Origin of the sequence: Oceanotoga sp. (assembly GCF_030445905.1) — a bacterium.
In the GTDB taxonomy this organism is placed as follows: domain Bacteria; phylum Thermotogota; class Thermotogae; order Petrotogales; family Petrotogaceae; genus Oceanotoga; species Oceanotoga teriensis.
In genome coordinates this window covers 13,028-32,674 of record NZ_JASUSU010000016.1, presented here as the reverse complement: position 1 = coordinate 32,674, position 19,647 = coordinate 13,028, and the positions used below count along the sequence as shown (strand labels likewise).

At 25.5% G+C, this 19,647-nt stretch carries 22 protein-coding genes and 1 riboswitch; all 22 genes read left to right on the top strand.

What is annotated here, in order from left to right:
• Nucleotides 1-8: 8 nt before the first annotated feature.
• Complete coding sequence (gene gyrA / locus PWP28_RS06475; protein WP_308644439.1) at nucleotides 9-2,486, top strand: DNA gyrase subunit A; 2,478 nt, start codon at nucleotides 9-11, stop codon at nucleotides 2,484-2,486.
• Between the two features lie 21 nt (nucleotides 2,487-2,507).
• Nucleotides 2,508-3,125, top strand: a complete 618-nt coding sequence (lexA, locus tag PWP28_RS06470; protein ID WP_109603827.1) for a transcriptional repressor LexA — start codon at nucleotides 2,508-2,510, stop codon at nucleotides 3,123-3,125.
• 28 nt (nucleotides 3,126-3,153) lie between these two features.
• On the top strand, nucleotides 3,154-3,456 hold the full coding sequence (locus PWP28_RS06465; protein WP_158274748.1) for an STAS domain-containing protein: 303 nt from the start codon (nucleotides 3,154-3,156) through the stop codon (nucleotides 3,454-3,456).
• Nucleotide 3,457: 1 nt separating this feature from the next.
• Nucleotides 3,458-3,895, top strand: coding sequence for a ribose 5-phosphate isomerase B (gene rpiB / locus PWP28_RS06460; RefSeq protein ID WP_109603825.1), 438 nt, complete (start codon nucleotides 3,458-3,460; stop codon nucleotides 3,893-3,895).
• Between the two features lie 3 nt (nucleotides 3,896-3,898).
• On the top strand, nucleotides 3,899-4,867 hold the full coding sequence (locus tag PWP28_RS06455; protein ID WP_109603824.1) for a histone deacetylase family protein: 969 nt from the start codon (nucleotides 3,899-3,901) through the stop codon (nucleotides 4,865-4,867).
• An 11-nt stretch (nucleotides 4,868-4,878) separates the two neighbouring features.
• Nucleotides 4,879-5,859 carry a hypothetical protein gene (locus tag PWP28_RS06450; protein ID WP_158274747.1) on the top strand — a complete coding sequence of 327 codons (981 nt, stop codon included), beginning with the start codon at nucleotides 4,879-4,881 and terminating at the stop codon, nucleotides 5,857-5,859.
• Between the two features lie 10 nt (nucleotides 5,860-5,869).
• On the top strand, nucleotides 5,870-6,610 hold the full coding sequence (locus tag PWP28_RS06445; protein ID WP_109603822.1) for a hypothetical protein: 741 nt from the start codon (nucleotides 5,870-5,872) through the stop codon (nucleotides 6,608-6,610).
• Nucleotides 6,607-7,101 carry a ComEA family DNA-binding protein gene (locus PWP28_RS06440; RefSeq protein ID WP_109603821.1) on the top strand — a complete coding sequence of 165 codons (495 nt, stop codon included), beginning with the start codon at nucleotides 6,607-6,609 and terminating at the stop codon, nucleotides 7,099-7,101. Before PWP28_RS06445 ends, PWP28_RS06440 begins: the two co-directional genes overlap by 4 nt.
• Nucleotides 7,098-7,898: an epoxyqueuosine reductase QueH gene (locus tag PWP28_RS06435; RefSeq protein ID WP_264149909.1), complete on the top strand. Its 801-nt coding sequence runs from the start codon at nucleotides 7,098-7,100 to the stop codon at nucleotides 7,896-7,898. Before PWP28_RS06440 ends, PWP28_RS06435 begins: the two co-directional genes overlap by 4 nt.
• A gap of 14 nt (nucleotides 7,899-7,912) precedes the next feature.
• On the top strand, nucleotides 7,913-8,317 hold the full coding sequence (locus PWP28_RS06430) for an ATP-binding protein (protein ID WP_109603819.1): 405 nt from the start codon (nucleotides 7,913-7,915) through the stop codon (nucleotides 8,315-8,317).
• Between the two features lie 22 nt (nucleotides 8,318-8,339).
• Nucleotides 8,340-9,713: a DUF342 domain-containing protein gene (locus PWP28_RS06425; RefSeq protein ID WP_109603818.1), complete on the top strand. Its 1,374-nt coding sequence runs from the start codon at nucleotides 8,340-8,342 to the stop codon at nucleotides 9,711-9,713.
• A gap of 4 nt (nucleotides 9,714-9,717) precedes the next feature.
• On the top strand, nucleotides 9,718-10,890 hold the full coding sequence (locus tag PWP28_RS06420) for a hypothetical protein (RefSeq protein WP_158274745.1): 1,173 nt from the start codon (nucleotides 9,718-9,720) through the stop codon (nucleotides 10,888-10,890).
• On the top strand, nucleotides 10,853-11,551 hold the full coding sequence (gene thyX / locus PWP28_RS06415) for an FAD-dependent thymidylate synthase (RefSeq protein ID WP_264149907.1): 699 nt from the start codon (nucleotides 10,853-10,855) through the stop codon (nucleotides 11,549-11,551). Before PWP28_RS06420 ends, thyX begins: the two co-directional genes overlap by 38 nt.
• A gap of 12 nt (nucleotides 11,552-11,563) precedes the next feature.
• Entirely contained in the window at nucleotides 11,564-11,932 is a 369-nt protein-coding gene (locus tag PWP28_RS06410; protein WP_109603815.1) for a hypothetical protein, read from the top strand.
• The gene (locus tag PWP28_RS06405; RefSeq protein WP_308644438.1) at nucleotides 11,926-12,879 is read left to right on the top strand and encodes a CBS domain-containing protein; all 954 of its coding nucleotides are present in this window, start codon (nucleotides 11,926-11,928) and stop codon (nucleotides 12,877-12,879) included. The genes PWP28_RS06410 and PWP28_RS06405 overlap by 7 nt, the downstream gene beginning before the upstream one ends.
• A 3-nt stretch (nucleotides 12,880-12,882) precedes the next feature.
• The gene (locus PWP28_RS06400) at nucleotides 12,883-13,218 is read left to right on the top strand and encodes an iron-sulfur binding hydrogenase (protein WP_109603813.1); all 336 of its coding nucleotides are present in this window, start codon (nucleotides 12,883-12,885) and stop codon (nucleotides 13,216-13,218) included.
• A 55-nt stretch (nucleotides 13,219-13,273) separates the two neighbouring features.
• A complete protein-coding gene (locus tag PWP28_RS06395; RefSeq protein WP_240597472.1) occupies nucleotides 13,274-13,936 on the top strand; it encodes a hypothetical protein in 663 nt (220 codons plus the stop codon).
• Nucleotides 13,924-14,478 carry an ATP-binding protein gene (locus tag PWP28_RS06390; protein WP_264149905.1) on the top strand — a complete coding sequence of 185 codons (555 nt, stop codon included), beginning with the start codon at nucleotides 13,924-13,926 and terminating at the stop codon, nucleotides 14,476-14,478. The genes PWP28_RS06395 and PWP28_RS06390 overlap by 13 nt, the downstream gene beginning before the upstream one ends.
• On the top strand, nucleotides 14,478-16,730 hold the full coding sequence (locus tag PWP28_RS06385; RefSeq protein WP_308644437.1) for a hypothetical protein: 2,253 nt from the start codon (nucleotides 14,478-14,480) through the stop codon (nucleotides 16,728-16,730). Before PWP28_RS06390 ends, PWP28_RS06385 begins: the two co-directional genes overlap by 1 nt.
• A 23-nt stretch (nucleotides 16,731-16,753) precedes the next feature.
• Nucleotides 16,754-16,877: riboswitch (cobalamin riboswitch) on the top strand.
• Nucleotides 16,878-16,968: 91 nt separating this feature from the next.
• Nucleotides 16,969-17,850 (top strand): ABC transporter substrate-binding protein, encoded by an 882-nt coding sequence (locus PWP28_RS06380; protein WP_308644436.1) that lies wholly within the window; start codon nucleotides 16,969-16,971, stop codon nucleotides 17,848-17,850.
• Complete coding sequence (locus PWP28_RS06375) at nucleotides 17,847-18,869, top strand: iron ABC transporter permease (RefSeq protein ID WP_240597470.1); 1,023 nt, start codon at nucleotides 17,847-17,849, stop codon at nucleotides 18,867-18,869. The genes PWP28_RS06380 and PWP28_RS06375 overlap by 4 nt, the downstream gene beginning before the upstream one ends.
• Nucleotides 18,866-19,639 (top strand): ABC transporter ATP-binding protein, encoded by a 774-nt coding sequence (locus PWP28_RS06370; RefSeq protein ID WP_109603808.1) that lies wholly within the window; start codon nucleotides 18,866-18,868, stop codon nucleotides 19,637-19,639. The genes PWP28_RS06375 and PWP28_RS06370 overlap by 4 nt, the downstream gene beginning before the upstream one ends.
• Nucleotides 19,640-19,647: the final 8 nt, after the last annotated feature.

The following is a 19,647-nucleotide window of genomic DNA, read 5'->3' as shown; positions in this document are numbered from 1 at the left end:
TCTTTTTTGTGTCAGAAAAAGATGAATTTATAAAAAATAATAATGATGAAAAATTACAAGATAAAAGATTTGTAGATGAATTAAAAACTTCTTATTTACTATATTCTATGAGTGTTATAGTTAGCAGAGCTATACCTGATGCAAGAGATGGTTTAAAACCAGTTCAAAGAAGAATATTATATTCTATGAGCGAACTTGGTTTAAAACATAATTCTTCTTTTAAAAAGTCTGCACGTATAGTTGGTGAAGTAATGGGTAAGTATCATCCACATGGTGATTCTTCTATATATGAAGCCCTAGTTAGAATGGCACAACCATTTTCAATGAGATATCCTCTAGTCGATGGTCAGGGTAATTTTGGTTCTATTGATAGAGATCCAGCAGCTGCAATGAGATATACAGAAGCAAGAATGCCTGAAGCTGGAGAATATATGTTAAAGGATATTGAAAAAAATACTGTTGATTTTGTAGATAATTTTGATGGTTCATTAAAACAACCTTCAGTATTACCAACAAGACTTCCAAACTTATTAATGAATGGAGTATCTGGTATAGCTGTTGGTATGGCTACAAATATTCCACCTCATAATTTAAATGAATTAGTAGAAGGTTTTAAACACTTAATAAAAAATCCTGATTGTACAATAGATGAAATAAATAAATTTATAAAAGGCCCTGATTTTCCCACTGGCGGAATAATAGTCGATGGCGAAAGAATAAATGAAATGTACAAAAAAGGAAGAGGAAAAGTAACTATAAGGAGTAAATATGAAATTATTGAGAATAAAAAAGGAACTGCTATAGTAGTTACCGAAATTCCTTATGGTGTATCAAAAGTAGATATAATAGAACAAATAGTACAATATGCAATAAGAAAAAAAGAAGCAAAAAAAGAATCCGGTATAAGAGATGTTAGAGATGAATCTGATAAACAAGGAATGAGAATAGTAATTGAATTAAAAAGAAATGCCAATATCAAAAAATTAATAAATGATCTTTTAAAGTATACATCTATGCAATCTTCTTTTTCAGTACAGATGAATGTAATAAACAATGAAAAACCAGCATTGATGAACTTAAAAGAATTGATGAATGCTTTTATTGAACATAGAATAAATGTAATAACAAGAAGAACTGAATTTGATCTTATAAAAGCAAAAAAAAGAGCCCACATAGTTGAAGGTATAATAAAAGCTATTCAAGGAATAGATACTGTAATAGATATAATAAGAAATGCCGAAGATCCTATATTAGAACTTCAAGAAACTATAAATGTATCTGAAGAACAATCTAAAGCTATAACTGAAATGAAACTTATAAGTTTATCAAAACTTGAAACAACAAAATTAACAGATGAGTTAAAAGATTTAAATGTTAAAATTGATGATTGTAATAATATATTAAATAATGAAAACAAAAAATTAGAAATTGTATCTGAAGAACTCGATGAAATAAAAACAAAATTTGGCGATGATAGAAGAACTGAAATTATGAAATATAGCTCTGATTTAAAAAAAGCTGAAGAATTAATAGTCGATGAAGATATAATAGTAATACTTACTAAATGGGGTTATTTAAAAGCAATACCAGCAAATGAATATAAAGTCCAAGGTAGAGGCGGAAAAGGTGTTAAAGGACTTAAAATAGCCGAAAGTGATAATATAATAGAAACTCTTTATACAAACAGGCTTTCAAAACTAATGTTTATAACTTCGGCTGGAAAAGCTTATCAAATGCCTGCATATGAAATCGATATGTCACAAAAAACAACAAAAGGTAAACATATAGCTAATTATTTGGGCCTTACTGATGGAGAAACTATAAAAACTATGATTGCAGTTTCTCTCGATGGTGACTATGATAAAAATGTTATGATATTTACAAAACTTGGAAAAGTTAAAAAAACATCTTTAAGAGACTTTGCAAATGCAAGAACTACCGGAGTTAGAGCTATAAATCTAAATGAATCAGATTGTGTTGTAGATGCACTATTAGTGTATAATACACCTTCAGAAGATGTATTAATAATAACAAAAAAAGGTATGGCACTAAGATTTGAAGATTCTCAAGTTAGAACTATGGGAAGAGGAGCAGCTGGAGTAAATTCAATAAAATTAAAAAAGAATGATGAAGTTATAAATGCGGTAAAAATATCAGAAGATAAAAAATTAATCATATTGACAAAATTCGGATATGGAAAAAGAACTCAATTTTCAAATTATAGAACACAAACAAGAGGCGGCTTAGGATTGAAAACTGTAAGAGATATAAGCAAAATTGGTGAAATTGTCTCTGCTATAGCTGTTGATGATTCTGAAGATATTATTTGTTTTACAAAACTTGGAAAAGCTATAAGAGTTAGCGTTTCTCAAATAACAGTTTTAAAAAGAGTTACTCAAGGAGTAATTACAGTTAGACTATCAGATAATGATGAAGTTGTTGGTAGTATAGTTGTAAAAGAAGAAGAAGAAGACTCTTCAAACTGATAAAAAGGGGGGAGTATACTTATGAAAGCACTTACAAAAAGACAATCTCAAATCTTAGAATATTTAAAAGATTATATAGATAAAAATGGTTATGCTCCAAGTGTGAGAGACATAATGAACAGCTTCGGATTTAAAAGTCCGAGGGCTGCTCATAAACATTTAATAACCTTAGAAGAAAAAGGATTTATTGAAAGAAAAGGTGTCTCAAGGGGAATAAGACTTACACCCAAATCTGGAGAAGTTTTTACAAGAGAAACTGTTGTACCGATAATAGGAAAAATAGCTGCTGGTGCTGCTATAGAAGCTGTAGAAAATATTTCTGATTCTATTCCATTACCAGTAAATTTCTTTTCAAAAAATGAAGAACATTTTGCATTAGTAGTTGAAGGCGAATCTATGATAGAAGAGCATATAAAAAGTGGAGACTATGTAATAATACAAAAACAAAATCATGCTTCTGATGGTGATATAGTAGTTGCTCTCATAGAAGATAATTATGCAACATTAAAAAAATTCAAAAAAGTAAATCAAAAATTAATTCATTTAATTCCTGCAAATAAAAATATGGATATAATAAAAGTAGATCCAAAAAATCTCAAAATACAGGGAAAAATGGTAGGTTTAATAAGAACTTTATAAATTAAAATGTATGCTGGGAGAGGTTAATATGGAAATAATACTTCAGGAAGAACATGATAAAAAAATAATAAAATTAAATGGAGAAATCGATATGTCAAATGTCGATGATGTAAAAAATAGAATTAATTCATTTGAATTAAAAGAAATAATATTAGATTTTACAAATGTAAAATATATAGATAGTTCTGGAATTGGAATGCTAATAGGTATTCATAAAAATTCCTTATTAAAAGGAGGAAGTTTAACCATAAAAAATGTGGACAATAAAATACTAAAATTATTAGATATGGTTGGACTTACCAAAATATTAAATATTATGCAGGAGGGATAAAATGAAGATTGCTTTGGCTTCAGACCATGCAGCATACGACATGAAAGAATATATACGCGAATATTTAAAAAATAAAAATTATGAAGTAATAGATTTGGGAACATATTCAAAAGAAAGCACTGATTATCCTGATTATGCTAAAAAATTGGGTGAGGTTGTAAATAAAGGTGAAGCAAAATTTGGTATATTAATGTGTGGTACTGGCATAGGAATGTCAATAGCTGTGAATAAAGTAAATGGAATAAGAGGAGCATTATGTTTATACCCAGATATGGCAAAACTTGCAAGGCAACACAATAATGCCAATGTATTAGTACTCGGCGGTAGAATAATGGGTCCAGATTTAGCTCAATGGACAGTTGATACATTTTTAGAAACAGATTTTGAAGGTGGAAGACATGAAAGAAGAGTGAATAAAATAAAAAACATGGAGGAATAAAATATGAAAGTAATCTATGATCCTCGACATGTATTTTTTCAACCTAAAAATATTTTTGAAAACTCAAAAATTAAAGTAAATCCTGATAATCCTAATAAAATCGAATCTATAGTAGGTCTTTTAAAAAAAGATCTCAGATTCGATTTTATAAAACCTATGGATTTTCCAAGATCTTATTTATATTTGGCACATGATCAAGAATATATTTTATGGTTAAAAACACTATCAAAAAAATTAAAAACTGAAGAAGAATATTTTCCAAAAGTTTTTGGATATGATAAAATTTATGATACACAGACACCTATAACTAATAATACATTTGAAATGGCTTGGATATCAGCCAAATGTGCATTGACTGGTGCTGATTATATTATAAAGACTGCAAATGATGCATATTGTTTAACAAGACCTTCTGGAATACACGCAGGTTTGGATAATGGTGGCGGAAAATGCTATTTGAATAACGGCGCAATAGCTGCAAAATATATTCAATCTAAAACTAATGCTTATATTGCAATATTGAATATAGGGAGTTTTCATGCAAATGGAACACAAGAAATATTTTATGAAGATAATACTACATTAACAATTTCAATACATTCAAATCCAAGCGACAATTTTCCATATATATCTGGTTATGAATGGGAATTAGGCTGCAATGAAGGTAGAGGTTATAATATTAATTTTCCATTATCAAAAAATAATGAAGCTAAAGATTATATTAGAGTTCTCGAAAAAGCTATTTTAGAAATTAAAAATTTTGATCCTGATTTTTTGATAATATCTCTTAGCACTGATATGAACGAAAATGATGAAAATAGTTGTTTTAAATTGAATAGTAATGACTTTAAAAACATTGGAAATCTCATTTCAAAATTAGAAGTACCAAAACTTATCCTTCAAGAAAACGGTTATAATTCTAACGTAAATGAAATTTCTATTAAAAGTTTCTTTGATGGATTAATTATTTAAAGGTGGTTTTATTGAAAACATTTGTTTTTTCAAAAGGAATTGAAAAAGATATAAATATAGTTATATCAAAAAATATAATAAAAAATATAATAAAAAAACACGATAACACATATGGTTCATTTATAATATTAGACACTAAATTAAGAAATATAATAAAAATAAAAAATGATCACACTTATATAAAAGGTGGAGAAGAAGCAAAATCTCTAGATAAATATCTGTACTTATGTGAATTAATAAATAATAAAAAATATAATAACATAATTGCAATTGGTGGCGGAAATGTCTTAGATATAGTTGGATATGCTTTCAATACTTTAAATTTTGAAAAAAACAATCTCATATTAATTCCAAGTACATTATCAAGTTTTGTTAATTTGCCTTTAAGTGGAAATTTTTATGCAAATATGAATTTTACACGTAATTATTTAAAAGTAACAGGATACCCTAATTATATATATATAGATCAAAATTTTTTAAACTATTTTAATACTCAGGAATTAAAAAAACAATTTTTAATTCCTTACATTATAGGCTTATTATATGATAAAAATCATTCTAAATTATCTATAAAATATTCATCAAGCTTTGAAAATCTTGATTATGACAATTTTTTAGAAAGAAATATAAAATATATTATAGATTTTTATAATCATGAATATACATTTCCAGGAGAAAAAATATCTAAACTCATTTTTAAAGAATCTGATCTTTTAAAAATGGATTACTTAGAGTTTTTAGCCGTATCATTTTTGTTTTTAATATATATATCTTATAATAAAAAAGAAATTTCAAAAGAAAAATATGAAGAAATAAAAAATGATATACTTAAATTGAATATATTAAAAAGAGATAATTTAAAAAAAATATCTTTTCAAAACACTAATTCTACATTAAAAGAAATTTTTATTACAGAGAATGGTTATAAAGAATTTATATTATCTAATTCTGATATAAAAGATAATATATTAGATTTCAAACAAATTATCTGAGGTGGAAAAATTGAAAAAAAGTAAAGGAGTTTTATTACCTTTAATGGTAACTCTATTATTTATACTTCCATTTATAGCTTTTTTAATGACTACATATACAATATATCTAAAAAATCAAATGAATAAATTTGATATAAAAATAAATGATATAAAAATAAAATCAGAAGACATACCAGAAAAAAATGTTTCTAATTCTCCTATAAAAGATATTCAATTAATTGATATCCGTCCAAATATTTCAGAACTCAAATATGATATAAAAGAACTTAATTATTATAATTTAATTTCTTTGTCAAAATCATCTCTTGAAGAAGTAAATCGAGGGGCTATAAAATTATTTACAGATGAACAACAAGCTATAAATGAAGTTATAAATGCCTATCAAAATAATATAGAATATTTCATAACAAAAACAAATGATAAATTTTATGTTTATAGAGAAGACTATGAATTAGAAGAAAATGTAGATGAACAATTTATATATACAATTCAAATTTATTATACCTTAAATGCATCAAATGCATATCTTCCGACAAATACATTGAGAAAAGCTGGATATCCAGTTTTAGCTTTTAATGGAAAAAGTACAGGTGGAGGAAAATACTGGGGAATACTTGCAGGACTTTTTATAAATAAATCAGATGCTGTAGATTTTTCAAATAATATGGATGATAAACAAATTACTGAATTAACTGGATTTTCAATTGAAGGTAGATGGTATAAAGGTATAAGATTTATAGGGCAAAGATGAAAAAAATAATATATATATCTTCTATAATTTTAATATTTTTTTTACTCGGATTTATATATAATTCTAAAGAAAATAAAAATATCATCACTGTTAAAAAATATGATATATTAACAGTGACTTTTGATGAATTAATAACAATAAATGGCATAGGAAAATCAAAAGCCAATAAAATTTTAGCTTATAGAAATGATATAGGTTTTAATAAAAAAGAAGATTTAATGAAAGTCGATGGAATAGGTGAAAAAACGTATAAAAATATTGAAAAATATTTTTATATATCTAATAAAAAAATAACCCTAAAAAATAATAAAATAAATTTAAATATTGCAAATAAAAATGAGTTGATGTCTCTCCCAGGTATAGGAGAAAAAAATTCAGATAAAATAATAAATTATAGAAAAATAAAACACTTTGATAATATAGATGATTTAAAAAAAATAGGCTTATCCAAAAATACTATAAACAATCTTAGGGGGTTAATAGAATTTTGAAATTATTATTGCATGTTTGTTGTGCTCCAGATTTAACTATATCTTATAAAAGATTAATTGAACAAAATATAAATCCAACTCTTTATTTTTACAACCCCAATATACATCCTATAGATGAATATAAAAAAAGATTAAATGAAGTTATAAAATTAAAAAAAATTTGGTATCTTGAAAATATAGAAGCTGAATATAAACAAAAAGAATTTTTTAATGCTATAAACAAAAATCTTAACAATAATAGATGTTATGAGTGTATAAGATTACGTCTCAAAAAAAGTGCTGAAATAGCTAAAAAAAATAATTTTGAAAATTTTTCAACGACATTATTTGCTTCTCCAAGAAAAAATCATGATATGATAAAAAGTATAGGAGAAAAAATAGCTAAAGATTTTGAATTAAATTTTATGTACTTTAATTTTAGAGCCAATGATGGAGTAAAAGAAGCTGCAAAATTATGCAGAAATATGAATATATACAGACAAACGTATTGCGGATGTTCTTATTCGATATTTGAAGCAAAAAAATTAGAAAAAATTTCAAAAGAAGAAAAATATAAGAATTTAGTAGAAAATATTGGGGAGAAAAATACAAATATGTATTTTAAAAACTTCAAAAAAGATATCTTAAAAATACCTCAAGATATACCTTATTCTGTAATAAAGGACAATATAAATATTTTAAAGAATTTTAAACCAAGAATAATACTAATAAAAAAAGAAATAGCTCAAGAATTTAATATAGTAAAAAGTGGTAGAATAAAATTAAAAGATTGGAAAGGAAAATTTATCGTTTGGTGATCGGGGGATTATAAATGGACTTCGTAAAAATAAGTATACCAAGTAAAAATATTTATATAAAACTTTTAAGAAATATGATGAAAGATTTTTGCACTATAATAAAATATAAAAATGAAGATGAAATATTTATGATAGAATTAGCTTTAAATGAAGCTATTGCAAATATTATAGAACACACTTATAAATACGAAGAAAATAAAAAAATAGACTTATCAATAGAATATGATGATGACGTATTAACCATAAAAATCAGAGATTATGGTGAGAAAATAATACCTGAAAATATAAAACATAGAGATTTAGATAATATAAGAGATGGAGGACTTGGCGTCTACATAATCGAACAGGTATTTGGAAAACCTCAATGGGTATATTGTAATGATGGTAATTTAATGATTTTGAAAAAAATTTTAATATAGTTTTTTATTGCGGAGGGATGTTATGGCTAAATTAAATTTTAAAAGCTCAGGGGATAATATGCTTGCTACAATAACTATGACAGATGATGGAAAGCATGTCTCAAAAAATGAAATTCTTGCATTTCTTAATGAAAATAAAGTCAAATATGGAATTCAAGAAAACATAATAAATGATATGACTGCTGATCCTCAATATGATCGTGAATACCCTGTTGCCTATGGAATAGGTCCTAAAAAAGGTGGAAATGGCAGTTTAGAAATGGTAGTAAAAAAGAAAAAAACTGAAATTTCACAAGATTATATAAATATGAAAGAAAGATCTAACATAATATCTATAGAAAAAGATGAAATAATTGCAAAAATAATTCCACCTTCAAAAGGTCAAAGCGGGATGGATATATTTGGAAATGAAATAGAAGGTCTTGATGGAGAAGCTGTTAAAGTTACTCTAGGTAAAAATGCTTTAATAAATGAAAATTTAATAATAGCTTTTGTCTCTGGCGAATTAATATTAAATAAAGAAAATGATTTAAGTTATTATATTGATGTTTCACAAATACATAGAATAGATGGAGATATAGATTATTCAACTGGAAATGTTAGATTTCCTGGAACAGTTATAGTAAATGGTAATGTAATGCCAGGATTTGTAATTGAAGCTGATGATGACATAGAAATAACTGGAATAGTCGAAGGGGCTACTTTAATTGCTGGCGGAAATATAAAAGCTAATGGAATAAAAGGTGCTGGAAAAGGAATAATTAAATGTAGAGAAATATTTGTAAATTATATAGAAAATGCCAATTTAGACGTAGAAGAAAAAATAAATGTAACTCAGTCTATAATTAACTCAAATATAAAATCTGGAAATAAAGTAATAGTTCAAGATAAAAATGGTAGAATATCTGGTGGTGTAATAACTGCAGGTCAATTAATAGAAGCTTCATATATTGGAAGTAAGATGAATGTAAAAACTACTTTAGAAGTTGGTGTTTCACCTTCTTTAAATGAAGAACTCACTATCATAGAATCTCAAATAGCTATAGATATAGAAAATTTAAGAAAATTAAGTTTGATATTAAAAGGTTTGATGAAATTGAAAAAAGAAAACAAATTAGATCAAAACAAGATGATGCAATATAAAAAAAGCTTGGAAACAGCAAAACAATTAAAAGCTGCACTCGGAGAAAATGAATTAAAATTAAATAGAATAAAAAAAGCCATTCAAAATTCAAAATTTGGTGGAAAAATAATAGTAAAAGAAATTCTATATCCTGGTTCTGAATTAATAGTACATAAGAAAAAATTTTTTCCAAACACCGAACTCACAAAAACTATTTTTTTAGTTCATGAAGATAAAATAGTTATGAAAGGTTACAATGAAAGCGAGGAATAAACTTTTGAAAAAATTAATAATAGTTTTATTAATTATATCCAATATAGTAATATTTGGAGGAGATCTTGAACAATATTTACAAATATTCGATACCGATTCTCTAATAAATCAAGAAAACAATAAATTGAATACATTAGGTTTATATTTAAAATTTTTGGAAACTTCAAATGAAGAATACAAAAATACTGCTAATTTATTAAGAGCAAGAATATATAATGATTTTTCTGCAGATGAATCTGCTGTTTTAAACATATTATCAGAAACATTACCAAATCAAATAAATATCCCTGAAAAAAAACTTTATGAACTATCAAAACTATATAAAGATTCTGTCATAATAAATGCTTTTTACATAGAATTTGCTTATAAATCTTTAACTGAAGAATATAATGCAACAAAAGAAAAACTAATAATGGAATCTATAGAAAAAATCGAAAAATTAAATGGAGAGTCACCATTTACAGTATACTATAAAAGTATTATACAATGGTATTCAAAAATAAATTCAAATCCTTCAAAAGCTTATGAAAATTTAGAAAAAATGTACAATAATAATAGAGATAATATAAAATTGAGCCAATTAATAGTTCGTTTAAGTTATGAATCTCAAAGATATGATAAAATAGAAGAATTATATTCTGTGTATACCACTTTAAACAAAAAAGACGAAAAAACAATGATTCTTTTTGCAAAAGCTTTTCAAGAAATGGAAAAAGAAAACATAACAAGAAATATTCTTGAATGGTTGATAAATAATTCAAATAAAAAATCAATATTATCTTCTACTTATGAAATTCTTGGAGATATATCTAGTACTTCAACTCAAAAAATTAATAATTATAAAAAATCTTTAGAATATGATGAAAAAAATCCTAATTCTTTAGGAAAGATTGGAATGGAATATTATAAAACTTCAAAAGATAAATTAATATCGAGATTATATTTACAAAAAGCTCTTTATTACAAAAATAATGACCCTGAAATAATAAAACTCCTCAAAGAAATAGACAAGGAAACAAAAATAACAGGATTGTTCTCATATATAATTCCATTAAGTTTATTCGTAATAATATTTGGAATATTATTATTGAATATAAATAAATTTAAAAAAAACAAAAGAAAGGATGAAGAAAATAATGATGCAGGAGAATCAGAAAAAAACAATCAAAATACTTGACAAAGGGTTTGTAACTTTAATAGATCAAATGGGAAATGATAGATCTGCTGTAAGAGCAGCAAGAGTTTCTTATGGTCAAGAAATTTCTACAGATGAAAGAGATAAAAAATTAATTAACTATCTTTTAAAACATTCTCATTTTTCACCATTTGAACATATAAGTTTTACATTTCATGTAAAAGCACCTATATTTATTGTTAGACAATGGTTTAGACATAGGATTGGAATGTCTCCAAACGAAATTTCAAGGAGATATACTTCAAAACAAGCTGATGAATTTTATATACCAGATCATATAAGAACTCCTGATAAAGAAAATAAACAGGGTAGTATAAAAATAGAAAACTCTGAACTTTCACAAGAATGTATAAATTTAATAGAAAATGCTTATATGGAATCTTATAATATATATAATAATCTTTTAAATAAAGGTGTTGCAAGAGAAATGGCGAGAATGGTATTACCAGTTGGTCAATATACAGAGTTCTATTTAACAACTAATTTAAGAGCTTTATTTCATTTTTTTAATCTGAGAGCTGATTCTCATGCTCAATGGGAAATACAAGAATATGCAAGAGCAATGGCTGAAATAGTAAAAGAAATTTGTCCATGGAGTTTTGAAGCTTTTATAAACCATAATTATACAGGAGATCTCTTATAAGGAGATGATACTTTGAATATACAAGAGTTAATTAAAATTGTTAAAGGATCTGCCATAGTTTTACCTGAAAGTATTAAAAACTTTAATATTGAATATGCCGGAGCTTCTGATTTAATGAGCGATTTTCTTGCCTTTTCAAAAGAAAATATGTTCTTAATAACTGGCTTAACAAGTCCTCAAACAATCACCACAGCTGCTGTAATAGGTGCAAAAGGAATAATATTTGTTAGGGGAAAAGAAATTCCAGAAAATTTAAAAGAAATAGCGGAGGATTTAGAGGTTTGTATCATAAAATCCTCCCTTTCTATGTATATGGCATGCGCGATTTTATTCAAAAGTGGAATTAAAGATGCTATGGGAACGGATGATCAATTATGTTAGAAAATAAAAATGAAGTTGATAAATTAGTGAGTACATTATCAAAAGTTTTTTCTAACACTTTAATAAATGAAATTATGACCACTCCACCAATTTTAGTCACTGGCGAAACTAAATTAAAATACGCTAAAGAAATAATGAGAATAAAAGGAATATCTGGAATGCCTGTTATAAAAAGAGATTTAACTCTAAGCGGAATTTTAAGTATAGAAGATATAATAAGAGTAATTGAAAATAATAGTCTAGAAGAACGTGTCGAAAAATGGATGACAAAAAAACCAATTTTTTTAAATGAAGAAGATACAATTATGACTTTTTTAGAACTAAATAAAAATGAGAAATTTGGACGATATCCTGTAATAAATTCTAAGAAAAAAGTCGTTGGCGTGGTAACAAAAATTGATATATTAGAATGGATGTTTAAAAAGCTTGGCTATATATATGTTCATGATGAAAGAAGGGATAAAGTTTTAAATAAAAATTATGTATCTTCTATAACTGGAGAAAATTTTGAAACTGAAGGATATGACTTTAAATATTCTATAGATTATAAATCTGTAGAAATGATAGGAATAGCCGCAACAAAATTAAAAAAATTTTTAACTTCTAAAAATATTAATCCAGAATTGATAAGAAAAATATCTATTTCTACATATGAAGCAGAAGCAAACGTTGTAATTCACTCAGAGTCTAATGGAATATTATATTGTTGGACAGAAAAAGATAAAATTAAAGTATTTATCGAAGATTTTGGAAAAGGTATAGAAGATATAGATTCTGCTCTAAAAGAAGGTTATTCTACAGCTACTGAAAATGTTAGAGAAAAAGGATTTGGAGCTGGAATGGGTCTTCCAAATATGAAAAGATTTTCAGATAGAATGACATTAATTTCAAGTTCTGGAAAAGGAGTAAAATTAGAAATGCTATTTTATTTCAATAAGGGGGAATAAAATGTGACTCTACAAAATATGATAGAAAAATTAGATCTAAAAATTATCTATTCATCAAAAACAGATACAGATATAATATCTGGCCATATAGGAGATTTATTGAGTGAAGTGATGAGAGACGCAAAAAAAGATTGTATATGGATAACTCATCAAACTCATCAAAATATAATCGCAGTTGCAGAAGTAGTAGGTGCAAAGGCTATTGTACTGCCTAAACCAGGAAAATATCTTGAAGAAACAATTAAAAAAGCAGAAGAAATGGATATTTCTCTTTTAATTTCTGAAAATGATGCTTTTGAAACTGCTGGCAAAATATATAATCTTCTAAAAAATGAATAAATATAATTGCTGCTTTCATAATCATACAGTTCTTTCACCCTGTGCTGATATAACTATGACTCCTGAAATATATAATGATATTTTAAGTTCAAGTTCAATAGATTGGATCTCAATAACTGATCATAATTCTGCTGAAAATATGTATTCTTTTAATTTTCAATTAAATAAAATTGGAATAAAATTAATTCCCGGAATAGAAGTTCAAACATCTGAAGAAGTCCATATCATAATCTATTTTAAATATATAAAAGAGTGTATAAAATTCTCAAAAATAATTGAAAATACTCTAATAATAAAAAATTATGACCCAGAAAAATTAGGATATCAAATACTAGTCGATGAAAAATCAGAATTTATAGATATCAAAAGCTCTCCATATCTTGGAAGCTCTTCAAACTTAACTGTTGAAGAAGTTTATAATTTATCTAAAAAATTTAAATCAATAATATATCCGGCACATATATTTAGAGCTTTTGGACTTATATATCAACTTGGTCTTCCTTTAGAATTAGATTTCGATGCAGTAGAAGTAAAAAATGAAGACGAATTAATAAAAGCACAAAAACTTGGCTACAAAAGATTTATTTATGGTAATGATTCTCATTTTCCAGATCAGTTAAAAAATCCATCTTGTATTTTAGAATGTGAATCAAGAACTTTTGACGAACTTAAAAAATCACTCTATAATGGTAAGGTGAAACCAGTATGGCCACATTAGAAACAATCTCTGATCATATAATAGATATATGCGAAAACGCTGTAAGGTCTAATTCAAAAGAATGTAAATTAATTATTATCGAAAGCAAAGATTTTTTTTCTTTCGAAGTTAAAGATTATGGAATAGGGATGAATTCAGAAGAATTGAACAATGCACTTACTCCTTTTTATACTACAAAAAAAGAGAGGAAGAAAAAAATTGGCATGGGATTGCCTTTTTTAAAGTTCTCTTGTGAATTAACGGGTGGTAGTTTTAATATCAAAACAAAACCAAACAATGGTACAACTGTAAATGCAACTTTTGTAAAAACTAATATTGATTGCCAACCATTAGGAGATCTTTCAAATGCTCTTTATTTTGTTATATATCTCGACTCTAAAATAAATTGGTATATAAAAAGAACTTTTTTAGATGATGGATATGAAATAGATACAAAACAATTAAAAAACTCATTTGAAAATATATATGATACTCCTAAATTTATGTTACAGATAAAACAAAATATTTATAATTTAGAAAAAGAATTAAAAGGAGGATTTTAATGAAAAAATCAATTCTAATGATCTTTATATTATCTTTATTGACTCTTTCATTCTCAATAACAAAACTCAATTCAATAGAGTATAGTACAGATATATCTTATGCTGCTACAGATATAAATAATATTATGAATAATTATGATATAAAAATCGGAAATTATGTTGGAGATATAGACATAAAATTAGCAATGAAACAAGTAAATAATCTCGGCTTTTTCAATTCGCTTTCTTATGAATTAGACGAAGAAAATGGAAATTTAAAATTAATAATAAATCCAAATCCAATAGTCAAAAATATTGAAATAGAAGTATATGGTGATGGATTTGTCGATAAAAAAGATTTAAAAGATTATTTAAATTTAAAAACAGATATTCCTTTAAATGTATATGACTTTCAAAAAGCACTCAATTCCATAAATTTATATTATACGAATAATGATTATAGTACTATAGAAATAAGTTCTAATATTAAATTATTAGGTGATAAAGTAACACTTGAAGCAACAGAAATTAACAATAACAAATATGATGAAAATACTTTATTATTCATAATAAATGAATATAAACTCTGGGATTTGAAATTAGAAGGCGAATATGCCCAATTAGATAAAGAAAAAGTAAAGAAAGATCTAAATTTTAAATTTAGAAAAGACTATGAAAATAAATTTTTCCTGTTTAGGCCAAAATTAAAAGAATCATATCCAGATATAAAAAAATTACAGGGTTTGATGTCTTCTATAGCTTCATTACCTTATTTTAGTGAAGAAACTTCTATAAAATGGGAACCCGTAGATATAGAAGAATCCTTGGGTGGAGAATTAAATCTTGTACTAGATGGAAAATTAAGAAGAGTTATAGATGATAATACCAAAATAAATAAAATAAAGTATAATGGTAATGATTCTATCGAAAGTTTTAGATTAAATGAAAAGGTATCAGAAATAATAACAGAAAACTCAACTGTTTCTAATTTAGATATTTTAAAATCTTTAGATGTAATAAATAAATTATATACACAAGAAGGATTCTTATTTGTTGATACAAAAGTAAATATAGACAAAAATAATGATTTAATATATAATTTTAATGAGAAAAAAGTAGGTAATATAAAAATAACAAAAGATGCTACGGCAAAAACCCAAGATTATATAATAGATGATTTAATAAAATTAAAAAAAGATGAAGTTGTAAATCTAAATAAATTACAAGATACCTATAGAGCATTCACTGGAACAGGTTTTTTCCAAAGTGTTGATATAAACCCTATTTCAATGTCAGAAGATTCTGTTGACTTTGAGATTCATCCACATGAAAGAACAAATGCTGTTAAGATAGCTGGTGGATTAACTTGGTCTATGCCAGATGTAAAAGATTGGTATTATGGATTTGCAGGAACTTTAAGTTTTTATATTCCAAATCCTTTCGGTTATGGTCAAACTTTTGGACTAAACACTGAATTAAATCCTTTGAATAATAAATATAAATTCGGATTAAATTATAATGTATCAAAAATCTTTAAAACAGATATAGATCTTGGATTAAGCACATCATATCTAACAGTACCAAATGGTGAATATGTAGAAACTTTAGGTGCTTCTATAACAAATAATTTATCATTTTCTATTTCACCTTCATTCAAATTTTCAGATTTTTCATATATAACAACCGATTTATCCTATGACTATTATCAAAAATTAAAATCAAATGATATAAAAAGACTTTCTACTGGTATTGGTTACAAATTAAACAGATTAGATAATCCATATAGACCTTATTCGGGAGAATATTTTTCAACAAGAGTTTTTGGAGGATTAAATCTAAATAACACAGATCAATATTATACTGGTAATACTTTAGAAGGTAAATATTTTACAAGTTTCTATAAATTTACTTTTGGAACAAGATTAAAAATCGGATTCTCTAATGATCCTTATTCCTTATTCAATTATTCAGTTGGCGGAATGAATAGTGTAAGAAGATATAGTTTATCTTCTAAACAAGGTAATAATATGTATTTATTTAATACTGAGTTAGCTTATGAACTATTAAAAAATCCAGTACCGATTGATATATATGCTTTTTATGATAATGGAAATACTTCAAATAATTTAAATAATATATTGAATGATAATATTTGGTCTTTTGGAACTGGTTTAAAATTTAACATTCCTTTACTGGGTCAAATCAGATTTGAATATGGTTGGGACAAAAATTTAAAAGGAAAATTTGAATTTGGATTTGGTCAAGTATTTTAAAAAAAAATATATAAATAATAAATAAAGGAAATTAGTGAAAATCTAATACGGTCGCGCCACCGTGATTGAGGACAAAAAATTACATACCACTGATTAAAAAATCGGGAAGGGTAATTTGGAGGATATAACTCATAAGTCGGGATACTTTATTTATAATTTTTAAAAATTCAAGCACTTCGCGCCAAAGTGTTTGGAGTTAGTTTTTACCTTGGCGTAATTATTACGGGAGGTAGCAAAAATGAAAAAAGCATTGAGTATTGTTCTATTGTTATTAGTAGGAATTATAGCTTTATCATCATTTACAATAATAGATGATCTTGGAAGACCTGTAAAAATAGACCAAGATATTAAGAGAATAATTTCTGCTGCACCAGCTGTATCTGATTATTTGAAACATTTAAATGCAGAAGATCTTGTTGTAGGCGTTACTGATTGGGATAATAACATTGAAGCTGAAAAAATAGGAAATATGACACCTTTGAATCTTGAAAAAATAATAAGCTTAAATCCCGATATTGTATTTATATCTGGTGGATTCCAAGAAAAAGAACTTGAAAGATTAGAAAAATATAATATAAAAACTATAGTTATAAACCCATTATCCATAAATGATATAATAAGAGACACAGTTTTAATAGGAACTATAATTGATAAAAAAGAACAAGCAATAAAATTATCAAAAAATTTAAGAGAAAGAATGCTTAATATTTCTAAAGAAACATCTACTTGGTCAGAAAGACCAACTGTTATGTATGCAATGATTTCAAGTCAAAATATTTCATCAATTTGGACAAGTGGAACAGGTTCTTTTATGAATGAATTACTATCAATCGCTGGTAGTTTAAATGTTGCTTCACCATATACTGGAAATAATGGTTGGCTTTCTGTTGGCCCAGAATTTATAGTTTCTAAAAATCCAGATATAATTATTGTTCCTTCTTATTTTATGGGAGATAATTCTGGAATTGAAACTTTAAAATCAGCTTCTCAATTTAAAAATGTAAATGCTGTTAAAAACAACAAAATATTTTCAATTAATAATGATAAAGCTTCACAAGCATCACCTTCATTAATAGAAGCATTAGAATCAATATATGAAATAATAAAGGAGTCAAAATGACTATAAAAAAAATTAAAAACAGGAAGAGGATTATACCTCTCCTGTTTATTCTTTTGATAATAAGTTTTATATCTATAATAATTTTTACTTCTTTGGGAAGTGTAAATATTCCATTAAAAGAAGTAATAAAAACATTATTCCTTAATCAAGAAAATTCTACATATAAATTACTCATTATGGATTTGAGATTACCAAGAATTTTAGGTAGTTTTATAATTGGAGGTATTTTAGCTTTATCTGGAAATATATTACAGTTAATAATTCAAAATCCTCTTGCAGACCCTTATATACTTGGAATATCTTCTGGAGCCTCTTTTGGAGCTGTAATTTATACGGCTTTATCTGGTATATTAGGATTACATTTATTTTTTGGATTAGAAACTTTTTCTTTCATATTTTCTATAATATCTGCAATCATAGTATTTATGTTGGCAAAAGAAGGGAAAAAATTTCCCGTATTATCTTTAATATTAAGTGGTGTAATAGTTAGTTTTTTGTTCAATGCATTTACAACATTAATAACAGTAATGTTTTGGAGAAATTTAATACATGTAAATATATGGCTCATGGGAAGTACAGCTTCTATTACATGGGAAGATATATTTATATTGACTGTAGTATTATTAATACAAACTATCGTAATAATAATTTATAATAAAGAATTAAATGTTTTATCTATGGGTGATGATATGGCAATATATTCTGGTGTAAATCCAGAAAAAATAAAAATGATACTAATTTTAACAAATATATTTGCTGTATCTATAGCTGTTTCAAAATCTGGAATAATAGGGTTTGTTGGATTAATAATACCACATCTTGTAAGAAAAATTAAAGGACCATATTCATTAATTTCTAGTTTAATATCTATATTATCGGGTGGAATTTTTTTAACTATAAGTGATTTTATATCCAGAACAATTTTTGCTCCTTCCGAACTTCCAATAGGAATAATAACTTCTATAATCGGAGCGCCTTTATTTATATATGTTATGAAAAAAAGAGGGAAAAAATTATGATTCAAATAAATAATATAAAATTTAATTATGGAAATGGATTCAATTTAGATATTAAAAATCTTCATATAAAAAACGGAGAAATTGTATCAATAATTGGACCTAATGGGGCTGGAAAATCAACTTTAATAAAATTAATATCTAAAATTCTTCCTTTAAAATATGGAAATATATTTATAGACTCTAAAAATTTAAAATCCTTAAATTTGAAAGAACTTTCAAAATTGATAGCCGTTGTTCCTCAAGAATTTAACACTATTTTTGATTATTCTGTTAAAAGTATTGTGGAAACTTCCAGATTACCTTATTCAAAAAAATTTGATTTTTTTACAGAAAATAAAGAAGATGAAAACATAATATCCAATTCCATGAAAAAAACAGATACTTATAAATTTAAAGAAAAAAGTTTTTCTAATTTATCTGGTGGCGAAAAACAAAGAGTCATGGTAGCAAGAGCTTTTGCTCAAAAATCTAAAATACTCCTTTTAGATGAATTTTCTTCTCATCTCGATCCTGGTCATACACAGTATCTTTTAAATATAATAAAAAATTTAAGTCAAAAAGAAAATTTAACTATATTATCTGTATTTCATGATATAAATCTTGCAAGTCTTTATTCTAATAGAATATTAATAATGAAAGATGGAAAAATAATAAAAGATGGAACACCAAATGAAGTTATAACAAAAAAAATAATAGAAGATATATATAATTTTAAAGCTGAAATCATAATTCATCCTAAATATAAAATACCTCAAGTAATTTTTCAATAAAAAAACCC